At 56.0% G+C, this 15,065-nt stretch carries 11 protein-coding genes; 4 read left to right on the top strand and 7 right to left on the bottom strand.

Annotated elements, in window-relative coordinates; all coding sequences use genetic code 11:
• Positions 1 to 12: 12 nt before the first annotated feature.
• Positions 13 to 1,494, top strand: a complete 1,482-nt coding sequence (locus WD071_RS04820) for a glutamate-cysteine ligase family protein (protein WP_368047211.1) — start codon at positions 13 to 15, stop codon at positions 1,492 to 1,494.
• A complete protein-coding gene (locus tag WD071_RS04815) occupies positions 1,491 to 2,513 on the top strand; it encodes a hypothetical protein (protein ID WP_368047210.1) in 1,023 nt (340 codons plus the stop codon). The genes WD071_RS04820 and WD071_RS04815 overlap by 4 nt, the downstream gene beginning before the upstream one ends.
• A gap of 21 nt (positions 2,514 to 2,534) precedes the next feature.
• On the opposite strand, the gene WD071_RS04810 is transcribed toward WD071_RS04815, so the two are convergent.
• The 6 genes from WD071_RS04810 to speB form a co-directional block, all read right to left on the bottom strand.
• Positions 2,535 to 3,803, bottom strand: coding sequence for a DUF2254 domain-containing protein (locus WD071_RS04810; protein ID WP_368047209.1), 1,269 nt, complete (start codon positions 3,801 to 3,803; stop codon positions 2,535 to 2,537).
• 50 nt (positions 3,804 to 3,853) lie between these two features.
• Entirely contained in the window at positions 3,854 to 5,605 is a 1,752-nt protein-coding gene (locus tag WD071_RS04805) for a pyrroloquinoline quinone-dependent dehydrogenase (RefSeq protein WP_368047208.1), read from the bottom strand.
• A gap of 201 nt (positions 5,606 to 5,806) precedes the next feature.
• A complete protein-coding gene (locus tag WD071_RS04800; protein ID WP_368047207.1) occupies positions 5,807 to 6,121 on the bottom strand; it encodes a hypothetical protein in 315 nt (104 codons plus the stop codon).
• 2 nt (positions 6,122 to 6,123) lie between these two features.
• Complete coding sequence (locus WD071_RS04795) at positions 6,124 to 6,510, bottom strand: PH domain-containing protein (RefSeq protein ID WP_368047206.1); 387 nt, start codon at positions 6,508 to 6,510, stop codon at positions 6,124 to 6,126.
• 58 nt (positions 6,511 to 6,568) lie between these two features.
• Entirely contained in the window at positions 6,569 to 8,515 is a 1,947-nt protein-coding gene (speA, locus tag WD071_RS04790; protein WP_368047205.1) for a biosynthetic arginine decarboxylase, read from the bottom strand.
• Between the two features lie 55 nt (positions 8,516 to 8,570).
• Positions 8,571 to 9,518 carry an agmatinase gene (gene speB / locus WD071_RS04785; protein ID WP_368047204.1) on the bottom strand — a complete coding sequence of 316 codons (948 nt, stop codon included), beginning with the start codon at positions 9,516 to 9,518 and terminating at the stop codon, positions 8,571 to 8,573.
• Positions 9,519 to 9,936: 418 nt separating this feature from the next.
• On the opposite strand from speB, the gene WD071_RS04780 reads away from it, so the two are divergent.
• On the top strand, positions 9,937 to 11,259 hold the full coding sequence (locus WD071_RS04780) for an efflux RND transporter periplasmic adaptor subunit (protein WP_368047203.1): 1,323 nt from the start codon (positions 9,937 to 9,939) through the stop codon (positions 11,257 to 11,259).
• A gap of 39 nt (positions 11,260 to 11,298) precedes the next feature.
• Entirely contained in the window at positions 11,299 to 14,421 is a 3,123-nt protein-coding gene (locus tag WD071_RS04775; protein WP_368047202.1) for an efflux RND transporter permease subunit, read from the top strand.
• On the opposite strand, the gene WD071_RS04770 is transcribed toward WD071_RS04775, so the two are convergent.
• Positions 14,413 to 15,048 (bottom strand): carbonic anhydrase, encoded by a 636-nt coding sequence (locus WD071_RS04770; RefSeq protein WP_368047201.1) that lies wholly within the window; start codon positions 15,046 to 15,048, stop codon positions 14,413 to 14,415. The genes WD071_RS04775 and WD071_RS04770 overlap by 9 nt on opposite strands.
• Positions 15,049 to 15,065: the final 17 nt, after the last annotated feature.

The following is a 15,065-nucleotide window of genomic DNA, read 5'->3' as shown; positions in this document are numbered from 1 at the left end:
AAAGGAGGGTTGATGGGACAGGCGACAGAGCGTACAGACTTCACTGAGGAAGATTTTGTCAGGTTCCGCGACCGGCTTGGCAGTAACCTGAAAAGCCTGGAAAAATTATTGCAGACGCCGGGTTTCGGTGACGGCCCCATGTCCTTCGGTGCCGAGCTGGAGCTGTATATTGTCAATGAGCAGGGTCGCCCGCTACCGATCAATAAAGAGATTCAACAGGCGCTGGGCGACGATCAGCTGACGCTGGAGCTGAACCGGTTTAATCTCGAATACAATTTCAGTCCGGTACTGGTGCGGGACAGTTGCTTCGGCAAGACTGAAGCACAGGCGTTGACTGCGCTTTCACGTATCAATGCCTGCGCAGGACACTGGCAGGGCAGTGTTTTTCCGATTGGTATTTTGCCAACCCTGACGCCCGATGACCTGGGTTTGCCGGTGATGACCGATGAGCCGCGTTATCATGCGCTCACTGATGAGTTGCGACGTATTCGCGGCGGGCCTTTTAGCGTCAATATCCATGGCGAAGACCGGATCGATATGGAGATGGAAGATGTCACGCTGGAGGGCGCCAATACCTCCTTTCAGGTTCATCTCAAGGTCAGGCCCGCTGAGTTTGCCGATCTTTATAATGCCATTCAACTGGTGACCCCGCTGGTGATGGCAATTTCTGCCAATTCGCCCTTGTTGTTTGGCAAGCGCTTGTGGCACGAAACCCGTGTGCCCCTGTTCAAGCAATCTATTGATTGTCGTAGACCTGACCCTTTGCATCCGAGGCCGGCACGGGTGAATTATGGCAATGCTTGGGTTCGCCACGGCGCTTACGAACTCTTTGCCGAGGCTGTTCGGCTGTATCGCCCCATTCTGCCGGTGTGTGGTGAGGAGGATCCGTTTGTGGTCATGAGTGCTGGCCAGGCTCCCCAATTAAGCGAACTACGATTGCAGATGGGCACGGTGTGGTTATGGAATCGTCCGGTGTATGACCCGGCGGACGGAGGCCATCTGCGGATCGAAATGCGGACTCTGCCTGCTGGCCCCAGTATCAAGGACATGATGGCAAACGCCGCCCTGATGATCGGGCTTGCGCGCTTACTACAGGCATCCATGGGCGAGTTGATTCCTTCGATCCCGTTTGAATATTGTGTGCGCAACTTCTATCGGGCGGCCGAGAAAGGGCTGGCCGCCAAAATAATCTGGCCGTCCACCGGCCAGAGTGAGCCGGAGTATCATTCCGCCGCCAGCATACTGGCTCGTTTGTTACCCATGCTGCCCAGGCAATTATCGGAAATGGGCTTTGTTGAATCGGATTTCACGCCTTTGCTTGAGATCATCCGTGAGCGCCTGGAATCCCGGCAAACTGGGGCCCAATGGCAGCTGGACAGGCTTGCTGCCTTACAAAAAACCATGTCACTGGAAGAAGCGTTGTTGGCCATGCAGCAGGACTATCAGCGAAACAGCCTGCAGAATGTGCCGGTGGCGCAATGGAGTCTGTCATGACATCGCCGCGTTTGCATGAGTGGCGAAATCCGCATCCGGATGAGATTGCGCCAGTACTGGTGGACTTTTTATGCGCATTGCAGGGGCCGACGCACATTCATTTGCCGGGGCGTGACGGCAGTCGCTGCCGCGTGGCGGTTACCCTGTTGCACGGCAATGAACCGTCCGGACTCAGCGCCGTTCATGCTTTGCTGAAACAGGGCATCGAGCCGGCTGTAGATATTCATATTTTTATTGTCAACGTCGAAGCCGCGCGCGCGCAGCCATTCTTCTCGCACCGGATGCTGCCGGGTCAACGTGATCCGAATCGCAGTTTCAAGGCGCCCTTTGATGACAACCCGCAGAGCCAATTGGCCAGGGTACTGCTGGATTGCTGGCAGACATTGGCGCCCGAGGCCCTGATCGATATCCACAATACCTCTGGCGTGGGACCAGCCTTTGGGGTGGTCACCTTTATGGACGATGAACACGAGTCGCTCATCGGCTTGTTCTCCCATCGCGTGGTGATGACGGATCTGGTACTGGGGTCGGTGATGGATCTGAGTGGACGTTTTTGTCCGGTAGTTACCATTGAATGCGGGGGCGCCCGCAGCGAAGAGTCAGATCGCACTGCGCTTATCGGGCTGACGCAATATATGACTTTGGACCGGGTGCTGGATCGGGCGCCAAATGATGTCATTATGGACTATTTTTACCATCCCCTGCGCCTTGAGCTGCTGCCGGGAGCGTCCATTGATTACGGCAATGAAGCTCTTTTAGTGCCAGGTGTCTCCGTATTTCCTGACCTGGAGCAATTAAACTTTAACTATGTCGAGCCAGGTTCAAAAATTGCCTGGCTTACCGGGGAGCTGACCAACGTGCTGCAGGCCAGAACCAGCCAGGGCGATGACCGCTTGCCGGATTTTTTCTGTGCTGAAGGTGGCTGCCTGGTCACGCGTGTGCGCATGAAGTTTTTTATGGTCACCAACAGTCCCGAGATCGCCCGGTCCGACTGTCTGCTGTACTTTGTTCCAGCCTGAAAAAAGCGTTTGCCAGTGACTTTAATCCAGAGTCAGGCTGGCGACGGCTTCCACTGCCAACAAATCTGCCGGCAATCGCAACGCCAGCCGTGCCCGTTCAAGTGCCTGCCTTGCATGTCGGCGTGCGGCATCGCGCACGTTCGGGTTGCTGCTCAGGCTCAGCACATGCAGGGCTTTCTGCAATCGTATCGCTACTTCCACATGCCCTGCGCCATCGCGCGCGATGGCGGTGAAGGCATCGTCAAACATGTCACAGGCATCCAGTTCAGGGACGGTGATGCGGTCATACATCACCTCGTCAAGTTCGTCAGCATTGACTGGTTTGCCCCAGTCGGAGAACAGGCGCACAAGTGTCCCGGTAATATCAATCGCAGTACCGGGGTCGTTGATGCCAGGCGACAGCGCCCGCCCGGCGATTTCTGACAACACTATCAGGCCGAATCGGGGGTCGTCATCGAACAGGCGGTCATTTCCAATGCTGAATGCCCGGCTCACGTTGGCGACGTGTTCATTGTCGCCGTCTCTTGCATCCAGAATGGTTGCCAGTGCGCGCGCTGGCGTGGCAAAGGTGCCTGGCAGCGCCACAACGTTGATACGTAAATCATGTTGTTCGGCACAGTTTTGCAGTGCTTCCATATCAATTTGTTGTACGTAACCGACATTGTCCGCATAAATTGAATGTCCGCCCTCGGGCGATGATGCTTTTTGTCCACAAAGGGTGGGCGCTTTTCGGCGCCGGTACAGCGCTGCGGCGGTAGCCTTTTCGGCTTTGGCGATGGTCGAACCAAGCAGGCCCAGGCGCGCGATGCGGTCTACCCAGCGCACAAACGTCAGCACCACCAAAACGTATACCAGCAGGATCATCAAAAACAGGAAAAACAGGCCGGTTTCCTGGAAAAAATCATTTTTCACTGCGGTAATTGCCACCACACTGAAAATGAAGGCACCGACAAAAGTCGACAGCGCATTTTGTGATACGTCGTCAGAGACAACAAGACTGAAGGAGCGAGGTGTGGCGGTGTTGCTCGCGGAGACATAGGCGGAGACCATGGAGCCTACGGAAAACGTGGCGATGGCAAGCATACCGGTGGCGAGGACCGTCAATAGCGTTTCTATGGAGTCCAGAGCAATATCCGGCGTATATCGAACCAGCGAAGTGCTGTCAGCATATTGCGCTGCAAGCACTGCCAGGACAGATATGATGCACATCAGCAGCGGACGCACCCACAGACGTTCACGCAGTTGAAAAAACAGCAGTTTGAGGCGGGCTAGCGAGATAAGTGGCGCCAATCAATACTCCCTGTCATCGCGTGGGTCTGGTCCCTGCGGGTTGATGGCTGTCAGTCTAACGCATAAACCACCAAAGCGGCGCCACTATTACGCAGATTTCCCATGGGACCCTCTGCACCCCCGGTCATGGCAGTGACAGCGCCCATAAACGTGCCGGCATGAATCGTTGGCTGGCCGATGACCAGGGCGACATGTTGTTTGCCGTTTGCCATATAGGTGATGGGGAAGGACGCCGGTATGTCGCCGGTATCGGTTTGCCACAGAATCTCACCGGTGCTTTCGTCCAGGGCCTTGAATTGGTGATCGAGTGTGCCGCCAAAAATTACACCGCCGGCGGTGGCAACGATAGCGGTAGTCGGTGGTGCCATTTCCCGGAAATCCCACAGCAACTCGCGTGTCTCCAGATCAACGGCCTGCAGGCGACCGAATTCGCCTTCCCGGCCTGGTACCGGGGTCGGACTCAGCGACGCGCCGGTCGACAGAATGCCACCCTGGCCAGTCGGTCCGCCGTTCATGCACATCTGGGTGATAGGCAGATACAGTATCTTGCTGTCCGGATTGATGGAACTGACCTGCCAGTTGCGACCACCGGCGGCAAACGGGCACACCAGTTGCGCAATGTCCGCGCTGGGAGTGGCGTTGGGGTTCATGGTTTTGGCGCCGGTAACCGGATCAACGGACTTGACCACATTCTGCAGCCCCAGGTCCATGGAATACAGGTACTCGCCGTTGGCGGCATCCAGCACATCGTACAGGGCCATCTTGCCGGCGGTGATAACCACTTTGCGCATTTCACCGTCAACGGGCAGGTAGACCGGTTGACGTTCGTAGGTCCAGTCCAGATCCCATTGGTCATTGGCAACATGCTGGTAGTGCCACACCAGTTCGCCAGTCCTCGGGCGCAACGCCAATGTCGAATTGGTATACAGTGCGTCATTGGTGACGCCGTGTTCGGTTATCGGGTTCAACAGGGGTGCCGTGTCGTAGGTGGGTGCGGTGCCGAAGTAAACCAGATCAAGTTCAGCATCATAGCTGGGTGGCATCCACACAGAGCCGCCGCTGCGTTGGGCCAGTTCAAGGCCGTTCCAGGTCATGTCACCAGGCTCGCCGGGGCGCGGGATGGTATAAAAGCGCCAGATCTCCTCTCCGGTCTCCAGATCCAGCCCGATGATGAAACCGCCTTCGGGCACCATGGTCGCATTGACCCCCTGAATTACCATGCCATTGGCGATGATGGGCGTGGCACGCAAGGTGTGGCCGCGACCGCTGGTCGTAATGTTCGCTACCGCATGATTCCAGATAACATCCCCGGTTTTGCTGTTCAGTGCCAGCATGCGCATATCATTGGTTGGCATGATGACTTTGTTGCCGTGCAAGGCAATACCGAACTTGGAGCTGGGAGTGGCACCTTCTGGCAGCTTATGGTGATAGGACCAGAGCAGGTCACCGTTGCTGGCGTCCATGGCCAGTAGCATATTATTGGCGTTGAGCAGGAACATGACGCCGTCGTGTACCAGGGGTGTTGGCGTACTGGAGCCCGCACCCAGAGATACACGCCATGCCTCACTGAGGTCGGCGACATTGCTGGTGTTGATCTGATCCAGAGGGCTGAAGCCGTAGGCGTCCCAGGTGCGGCGCCACATCAGCCAGTCTTCGGCCGGCGGGTTCTGCAGCATGGCATCTGACACCGGGGTCAGGGCATCAAGTAGCGCCTGCCCCTGATTCTGTGCTGTGGCCGACGCGCCACCCAATGTTAATCCGGCAAGTATGGCTATGCCGCCCGCCTGTTTTAAACTCATCATATCTTCAGCCCGATACGGCGTGATCGATCACGCCTCGTTTTTTTGATTTTTGTTTTTGACTGCCAAATTCGTGCACTGTCGTTATAAAATAACCTGGCCGTTTTATGAAGGGCCAGGAGGCATAAGCCATAAATTTCGGGTCGAGCCGTTGTTAATTCATGGTGCGGGCGCTCCCGGAGTCCCGGGTGCCTGAGCGTAAATTCAGAAAATCCAGGCAACCAGAAGCCAGAGTACAAGGAAGAAGGCAAAGAAGCCCAGCAGCATGAATTGTATTTCGCCCAGCAGGCCGTCACCGGCAGCGACGGCGAATACCACCAGTAAGATCAGCGTTGCGATGAACGCAATAAGAGATGACTCCCGCAAACCCAGCCCCGGCGCCAGAAAGGTTTCGTTGAATTCGGCCAGTGCGGGCATGGCGAAGATTGCGCTGGCTGTCAGCACCAGTGCCAGAATGATCAAAACTATGGCCAGGGCCCTGGCGTCTTTCTTGTCTTTTTCGCCTGTTTCTCCGGTCATGTTCAGCTATCCTGTCGGGCCTTGATCAGTTCGCGAAGATCGTGTGGGTTTGGCAGGCCGCTGACATCGATTTCAGGGTCGTCGCCCGCCGTGTAGATCGAGATTCGACCGACACCAAAAATGCGATTGAAGAAAGACTGGTAGACATTGACGGTGCGGATGCGGCTTACATCCAGTTCGGTCCTGTCTTTGCTCAGCAGGCCGCGTTCCAGCACCAGGTCGTCACCGATGAAATCCAGTCTGATGGATTTGCATTTCAGGTACCACACCATCAGGATGACAATGCCGATAGCGACCGGAATCAGCAGCACTGCCAGAATAAACCCCAGAGGGTTGTTTCTGAACATGGCCGGGTGTTCCGAATACCGGGTGTCCATATTAGTTGCCATAACAATGTCCTTTTAATGTTTGTTTTTGATGTCTGTTTTTGAAAGTTATCGTGGGTAGTCAGCGCACGACGTCTGTTGTGCAATAAGTGCTCTCATCCAGGCGTTTGGTATAGTTGTTCAGAATTCTGGTGCCTTCCGCGGCCTTGATAACACCGGCGTTGATCTGTTTGCGGATAAGCTCGCTCATGCGACGGTCGAGGTCATTGGGGAAATACTGCACCTGACTGAGCATGTCCTTGATGCAGATGCCTTTCAGGGTTTCCTCAATCCAGAAATTGCCGGTTTCGTCTTCTTTGGCGTAGACGTGAACCTCGTCAACGCGTCCCAGCAGGTTGTGGGCATCGCCCAGAATTTCCTGATAGGCACCGACCAGGAAAATGCCAATATGGTAAGCATCGCCGTGTTTGTGAGAATGCAGCGGTAGCCAGCTGGTATTGGCGTGGCCATGCACGTACTGATCGATCTTGCCGTCCGAGTCGCAGGTCAGGTCGACCACCTGCGCACGTCGGTCGGGACGCTCCTGCAAGCGGTGCAGGGGCATGACCGGAAACACCTGCTGGATGGCCCAGTGGTCAATAATGGAATGGAAAACTGAAAAGTCGCACAGGTACAGATCGGTCAGTTGCTCTTCCAATTCCAGCTGTTCGACGGGAGGCGGTACCAGCTCTGCTGCCGCCAGTTTATGCAGTACCTCCCGGCAGGTGCTCCAGTACAGACTGTCAGTGTGCGCCAACTGGTCCAGCGTCATATAACCCAGGCGCATAAGCTGGTCGGCTTCTTCGCGTGCCTCTCGCGCATCGTGGTAACACTCCAGCAGAATGCCGGTCACGTCGGCGCTGCTGGCCTCCTGGTAGGCGGTTTCCATTCGGGTCACCACGGAAGGGGAGTCTGCAGGCGTTTCATCATGCATCGGCGGGCTGTCGGGCCGGTGTACGCCCAGCACCGGCACGACCAGCATGGAATGGTGGGCAGTCAGGGCCCGTCCGCTCTCTGATAACAAGGTTGGCACGGGCACGCCGCGTTCGTCGCAGATCTCCTTGACGGCGTAGACCACCACGTTGGCGTATTCGCGCAGGCCATAATTGATGGATGAGTCCGGGTTATCGTAGTCGCCACCGTAGTTCACGCCGAGACCGCCACCGACGTCCAGGAATTTGACGTTGACGCCGCGCAATACCAGATCCGCATATATCTGGGTGATCTCCTTGACGGCGCTGCGCAGCACCTGGATGTCGGAGATCTGGCTGCCGAGATGGAAGTGCAGCAACTCCAGGCAGTCGCCCTGGCCGTGTTTTTCCAGAATCTTGACCAGGCGCACCAGCTCGGGCACGGTGAGGCCGAATTTGGAGCGTGCGCCGCCGGACTCATACCAGCGTCCGGCCCCACGGGTGTTGAGTTTTACGCGGACGCCCAGACGGGGTTTGAGTTCGCGCTGATCGGCCAGGATCATCAGTTGTTCGAATTCGGAGTACTTTTCGATGATGGGAATGACCTGCTGGCCAAGTTGCTGGGCGTTGAGCATGATGGTCAGCATGACATGGTCTTTAACGCCGTTGCACAGCATCAGGGTATCAGCGCCGATCATGGGCAGTGCAGCCATCAGCTCTGCCTTGGAGCCACACTCGACGCCAATGTCGAATTCGCGTCCCGCCTCAATGACTTCGGCAACAACTTCCTGCAGCTGGTTGACCTTGATAGGAAAAATACTGCGGTAAACACCTTCGTATTCAGCGGCCTCGATGGCATCCCGGAACTTCCGGTTCAGGCGTTTCACGCGTGAGCTGATGATATCCTGAAAGCGCACAATCAGAGGCAGTGTCGAGCCCTCCTCAAGCGCCTCGGCGATCACATCGTTGATATCGACGCTGATGTCCTGGCCCTCGATGGGGCGGACACACACGTTGCCCTTGTCGTTTATAGCAAAAAATCCGTCGCCCCAGACGTCCATGGCATACATATCGTGCGCATCGTCAAGGCTCCATGCGGGCACTTGTTGTTCTGTCATGCAAAATACCTCAATTCCTTAAAGGACCGCAGCTGGATCAGCTACGGTGTCTACGTTATTTTCTGCCGGCTCTGCACTCGGCGAAGAGCGCCAACAGCTCTATGCCGATCTGGGCGCCCGCCAGTGCCGTCAGTTCGGCGTGGTCATATGCCGGCGCTACTTCGACAACGTCCATGCCAATCAGATTGATACCGGTCAAGCCACGGATGATATTGAGCGCCTGAAATGACGACAGGCCGCCAGGGACCGGTGTGCCGGTGCCGGGAGCAAAGGCCGGATCCAGGCAGTCAATATCGAAGGTAATGTAGGCCGGACGATCACCGACCCGCTCCTTGATACGTTTGACGATCGCAGCCGCGCTTTGCTCGTGGACCTGCGGTGCAAAGACGATGTCGTAGCCCAGGGTGTCATCATTGGTGGTGCGGATGCCGATCTGAATCGAATGTTCGGGCAGGACAATGCCTTCCTTCGCCGCCTTGTAAAACATGGTGCCGTGGTTGATGCCTTCGCCAGAGGACGGCCAGGTATCGGTGTGGGCATCAAAATGGATCAGGGCGATCGGGCCGTGTTTCTTGTAGTGTGCACACAGGCTGGGGTAGGAAATAAAGTGATCCCCGCCCAGCAGCAGCGTGGCGGTATCGGTGTCCAGAATCCGGCTGATCCAGGACTCAATGTGTTTGATGCTGAGCAGGCCGCCGCCTTCGTTGTTTTCACAGTCACCGTAGTCAACAACTCTGAGCGCCTCCAGCGGATCGGTCTTCCAGGGCCAGGGGCGTTCCCATGCCAGCGACATTGAGGCATTGCGAATCGCGCGGGGCCCGAGACGGGCACCTGAGCGGTTAGTGACGGCGATATCCAGCGGAATGCCCATGACAGCGACGTCGATATCGCTCAGGTCACGACCAAACGGGGTACGGAAAAAGCTGACAGCACCGCCGAAGCTGTGCGAATTGACGGCGCCGGTGCCGGGTTTGCCGGTGAATGCGTTGTCCCAACTGCTCATAAAAGGTTTTCCTGAACTGCGTTTTTAGTGGTGTTGGCGGCCATGGTTCTGATAACCGTGACCTGAAAAAATGTCGGTCAGTGACCAACGGAAATTTACGCCTGTGTCGTACAAGTTAACTTAAACCAACAGCACAAATATGCCAAGTGGGCCAAACTGTCGGCAACATGACTGAATCCGGGCGACAATCGGGCAAAAGTATCTGATTTGACAACACTTGTAACACAATACTATGAAAGAACGGTAAAACAAGTCAGCAGGCAGGTGTTAAGATTGATTCTCGCTATGGCGCTGGCTATGTTGCACCGGTAAACGCTTGATTTTAAATGCCCTTGAGCCAGTTCAGGGCGGCGCGCGTATAGTTGCGATAACACACAATTTAATTTGGGCTTACTCAGTCATGATCTTTTCAGCACACATGCTCCGACCCGCCCGCAATGCGTTTTTGATTGCCTCTGCGACAGCTCTGATGATCTCCTGTAGCGGGGATGGCAGGTCCAACGGTCAGGCTGGCGGCGCGGGCGGTCCCGGCGGCTTTCAGCAGGAAGTGTCGATTCCGGCTGTCGAGGCAGTGCAGGCTCAGCGTGGCGCCCTGCCACTGGAAGAGCGACTGACCGGCCGGGTGAGTGCCCGCAACCAGACCGAAATCTACCCGGAAGTATCGGGCCCTGTCACAGAGATTTATGTCGACAACGGCGACTACGTCAACGCTGGCGACCCGCTGGTACAACTGCGTGATTCGGAATATGTAGAACGCTACGAACAGGCTGTGGCCGGGCTGGAGATCGCACGTGCGCAGACGCGGCAGGCTGCGGCAAATCTGCAGCAACTGGAAAATCAGGCGCGCCGGGTGCGTGAGCTGACCGAACGCCAGCTGGAGACCACGGCGAATCTGGAGACCATTGACGTTCAGGTTGCCGTTGCCCAGGCCAATGTGGATCTGCGCGAAGCGCAGGAAAACCAGGCGCGATCCCAGCTTGAAGAGCGCAGGCTGGAACTGGTCAATACCACAGTTCGTGCCCCGATCAGCGGTCTGGTGGGTTTGCGCAACGCCGAGCGCGGTCAAATGGCGAGTACCGGCACTCCACTGTTTATGATCGGTGACGTAGACGAGGTGCGCATCGAGGTCCTGCTGACCGAACGCATGCTTAACTATATACGTGAAGGCATGTCGGTGAATCTGTACTCTGACAACTGGCCCGATACCATACTGGACGCGGATATTTCACGCATTTCACCGTTTCTTGATCCCGAGACGCTGCGTACCGAAGCATACATCGACATGTCCAACCCGGATAATCTGATGCGCCCGGGCATGTTTGTTAATGTCGATGTGTTGTACGGTGAAACCGAAGAGGCGGTGTTGATTCCCAACAGTGCCATATACCGGCATCCGCGCACCGGCATCGAAGGTGTCTACGTGATGAATGCGCCTGGCGAGGAACTGCGCCCGGTGGTTGAGGTTGAAGGTGCCCCCGCGGTATCACCGCCGATGCCTGTCAGCTTTATCCCTATTGATATAGTGGCCGGTGGCCGCATGGCCAGTGGCGTGCGTGGCGTAGATGAAGGTCAATGGGTGATCACGGTTGGCCAGAACATGCTGGTTGGCGCGGTCACCGAAGCGCGAGCGCGCCTGATGGAGTGGGATCGCATCATGCAGATGCAGCGCATGCAAAGCCGGGATATCTTCAATATCATTGAGCAGTCACGCGAGGCCCGACAGGCACTTTCGGACAGCTGACAGGCCGTTAATCCAGCACTCTGACGCGGACACCCCAACATGGCACTGACCAACAATTCTATCAAACGGCCAATCGCGACAACAATGATCTTCCTGATCATTATCACGTTAGGCACACTCGGCTTCAGGTTCCTGCCGGTCGATCTTCTCCCGCCCATCGAGATGCCAGAACTTTCGGTCCAGATCAGCTACCCCAATGTGGGACCCGAAGAGATGGAGCTGCTGATTACCGAGCCGCTGGAAAATGCGTTGAGTACGGTACAGAACGTCGAGCGCATGTCATCCAATTCCCGCGAAGGCAACAGCTGGGTTTCCATCCGGTTTGCCCAGGGCACCAATCTGGACTCAGTCACCAATGACGTGCGGGAGGCGCTGGACCGATTGCGTCGCCAGCTTCCCGAAGATGCGGATACGCCCCGCATAAACCGTTTTAATCCTGATGATTCTCCTATTGTGATTGTGGGTGCTCAGTCCAACATGGATTTGATGGACCTGACCACAGTGCTGGAAAGAGACCTGCGGCGCCGGTTTGAACAGATTCCCGGCGTGGGGGCCATTGATGTCTGGGGCGGCATAGACCGCGAAGTTCGCATTGAAGTGGACCGCGATCGCCTGTTGGCCAGCGGCCTGACCATGAATGACATATCGCAGGCCATCGGCAGTGAAAGCAGTAATGCGCCTGGTGGCAACGTCCAGCGTGGCCTGAGTGATCTGTATGTGCGCTCACTGGGTGAATACAGCAATATTGATGAAATACGCGACACGGTTATACGCACGGTAAACGACGTGGCGCTTCGTGTGTCCGATGTGGCCGATGTGGAGTACGCACGGGCGGATATGGGCCGCTACGTTGAGATCAATGACGTGCCCATGCTGCGACTGGGTATCCGCAAGCAACAGGGTGCCAACACCGTGGCCGTTGCCGAGCAGATTCGCAGGGAAGCCGAACGTATCAATGAAGAACGCTCCGACATGAACATGATCATTGTCACGGATCAGAGCGAATTCATTCAGGAGTCCATCGACAGTGTGCGCAACTCCGCGGTCTGGGGTGGCATTCTTGCCGTCATCGTCTTGATGGCATTTTTCCGCAACGGTTCCATCACCAGTATTATTGCGGTTGCGATTCCTATTGCGATTATTGCGACCTTTGCCTTGCTGTTTTTTGGTGGCCTGACTCTGAACCAGATGAGTTTCGGGGGGCTGGCACTGGGTGTTGGCCTGATCGTCGACAATGCCATTGTGGTGATCGAGAATATTGTGCGCTTGCGCCAGAATGGCGCGTCCAGGAAAAAAGCCGCGCAGTTGGGAACCAAACAGGTAACCGGTGCGATCATAGCTTCAACACTGACCACCTGTGTCATCTTCCTGCCTGTCATTTTTATGCAGACCCTGACCGGTACCATGTTCCAGGAACTGGCGCTGGTGGTTGTGTTCTCGCTGGTGTGCTCTTTGTTTGTGGCGCTGACGCTCGTGCCCATGCTTGCCAGTCGCTTTCTTACCGTGGTGCCCGATGCCGAGCGCACCGGTCCTGTGACTAGCAACGAACGCATCCTGAACCGGATCGAATCGCGCTATGAGTCCATCCTTGGCTGGTCGCTGAACCATCGTCTGAGTATTGTCGGTGCGACGCTGCTGCTGATGGGGTTGTCTGTTTTTGGCGTCAGATATCTTTCTTATGAACTGGCGCCGCAAACAGAAGCAGATACCATCAGTATTCGCATGGATATGGATGAGGGCACCAATATCGCCATTCTGCACTCTTACATGATGGAAATGGACAATATTGTCCAGGCTATTCTGCCCTGGGAAGATGTTGTGCATTACACCCGTGATGTTCGCAACAGCAACGCCGAGATTGAAATTACGCTGGTCGATCTGGGACAGCGCAGCATGAACGCGGATGAACTGACCGACTATATCCGGGCACGCGTGGAAACCGCGATTCCGGGCATGCGGGTTCGGGTCAGGGCGCAGAGCGGCCTGTGGATAATGCGGCGAATTTTTGGCTCCGGGGGTGAGGATGCCATTCAGGTAGAGTTGCGGGGTTATGACCTGGATGTTGCGGAAACAGTGTCTCAGCAGATTCGTGATCGCATAGAACCGCTGCCCGGCATAGCTGATGTCAATCTCAGTCGCCTGGAAGGTCGGCCCGAGCAGAATGTGCGGTTTGATCGCGAACGCATGGCGAGTCTGGGCATCGGTGTTGCCGACATCAGCCGGGCGATTCAAAGCAGTATCGGTGGCACGCGCGCGGGTGTGTACCGGGAGCAGGGTGATGAGATTGATATCATCGTCCGGCTGCGGCCGCAGGACCGGCTCAATGTTCAGGATATCGACAATATCTCTGTGCGTGCCGCCGATGGCCAGGTGGTGCCGGTGTCGTCGCTGATCACCACGTCCTATGACCGGGGGCCGACCGACATTCGTCGTATCGATGGTCAACGGGTCACCTACATCAACGCCAATCTCGAAAATGGTGTTGCCCTGGGGGATGCTATCGAGCTGATCCAGGCGGAATTGTCCGATCTGACATTGCCCGACGGTTTTTCCATCGTTTATGGCGGTGAATACGAGGAACAGATCCGGGCCCAGCAGGATTTTGTGATGGCGATCATCATGGCGCTGGTGTTGATTTACATGGTCATGGCAGCGCAGTTTGAACGCTTCCTGGATCCGCTGATAGTAATGTTCTCGGTGCCTCTGGCATTGATAGGCGTTGTGCCCACGCTGATGCTGACGGGAACAACGCTTAATATGCAGAGTTTCATGGGTATGGTGATGCTGATTGGCATTGTGGTGAACAATGCCATTGTTCTGGTGGATTATATCAACCTGATGCGACGCGAAGAGGGCATGGATATCATACCTGCAGTGATCAAATCGGGTCGGCTGCGTCTGCGACCGATCCTGATGACCACCCTGACAACCGTTTTGGGTCTTTTCCCGCTGGCGGTAGGTTTTGGTGCCGGGGCCGAGATGCAGGCCGCGCTGGCGCGTGTGGTGATCGGCGGGCTGGTCGCATCAACGCTGATTACGCTGGTGTTCATCCCGATTGTGTACGTGGCTGCCAATGATCTGAGGGACCGGATTGCAGCCCGCTTGCCTGATCGCAAAGCGGGCCACAGCAACAGCGGTGACAAAGCAGCTACGTCAGTCTGATTCGGACTCTTCTACGATAGTAGAAATAGTATCCTGATCGTGCACTTTTTTCAGCGCGCCGCTGTAGATGTTGTAGTGCCACCCGTTCATCTTGAGGGCACCGGAATCTACGCGGCTGGCAATCCAGGGATAGGTCATCAGATTGCACAGCGAGTAACCTACCGCAGCCTGCTCACAGTGGGTGAAGGTTGCCGGATCCGTCAGCCTGTCCGGATCCGCCAGCTTCGCTACCGGTGCCACGATCGACATCCAGCGAGAAATAAACGAATCCTTTTCCATCTTGTCCTGGTCCATCACCAGTGAGCGGATGCCGCCGCAGCGGGAATGACCCAGAACAATGATCTCCGGTACTTCCAGTACGGTAATGGCAAACTGCAGTGCCGCACTGGTGCCGTGGTACGCGCCTTCTTTTTCGTACGGCGGCACCAGGTTGGCGACATTGCGAATGACAAACAAATCTCCCGGTTCGGTATCAAATATTAATGATGGTTCGAGCCGGGCGTCGCAACAGGTTATCAGCACATAGGACGGTTTCTGATCCTGCGCCAGCTCCCGTATCTTGTCTTTGTTCTGTGCGTAATAACCTGCTTTGAAGCGTTTATAACCTTCCAGTAATTTCTCACTCATGCTGTTTCACTTTCCTG

The sequence above is a fragment of the Pseudohongiella sp. genome (assembly GCF_040877505.1).
GTDB lineage: Bacteria > Pseudomonadota > Gammaproteobacteria > Pseudomonadales > Pseudohongiellaceae > Pseudohongiella.
This window is presented reverse-complemented; position numbering and strand designations above follow the sequence as displayed.

Coding starts and splice junctions, on each gene's coding strand:
- WD071_RS04820 (WP_368047211.1), top strand. CDS start 13: ATGGGACAGGCGACAGAGCGTACAGACTTCACTGAGGAAGATTTTGTC.
- WD071_RS04815 (WP_368047210.1), top strand. CDS start 1,491: ATGACATCGCCGCGTTTGCATGAGTGGCGAAATCCGCATCCGGATGAG.
- WD071_RS04805 (WP_368047208.1), bottom strand. CDS start 5,605: ATGATGAGTTTAAAACAGGCGGGCGGCATAGCCATACTTGCCGGATTA.
- WD071_RS04800 (WP_368047207.1), bottom strand. CDS start 6,121: ATGACCGGAGAAACAGGCGAAAAAGACAAGAAAGACGCCAGGGCCCTG.
- WD071_RS04795 (WP_368047206.1), bottom strand. CDS start 6,510: ATGGCAACTAATATGGACACCCGGTATTCGGAACACCCGGCCATGTTC.
- speA (WP_368047205.1), bottom strand. CDS start 8,515: ATGACAGAACAACAAGTGCCCGCATGGAGCCTTGACGATGCGCACGAT.
- speB (WP_368047204.1), bottom strand. CDS start 9,518: ATGAGCAGTTGGGACAACGCATTCACCGGCAAACCCGGCACCGGCGCC.
- WD071_RS04780 (WP_368047203.1), top strand. CDS start 9,937: ATGCTCCGACCCGCCCGCAATGCGTTTTTGATTGCCTCTGCGACAGCT.
- WD071_RS04775 (WP_368047202.1), top strand. CDS start 11,299: ATGGCACTGACCAACAATTCTATCAAACGGCCAATCGCGACAACAATG.
- WD071_RS04770 (WP_368047201.1), bottom strand. CDS start 15,048: ATGAGTGAGAAATTACTGGAAGGTTATAAACGCTTCAAAGCAGGTTAT.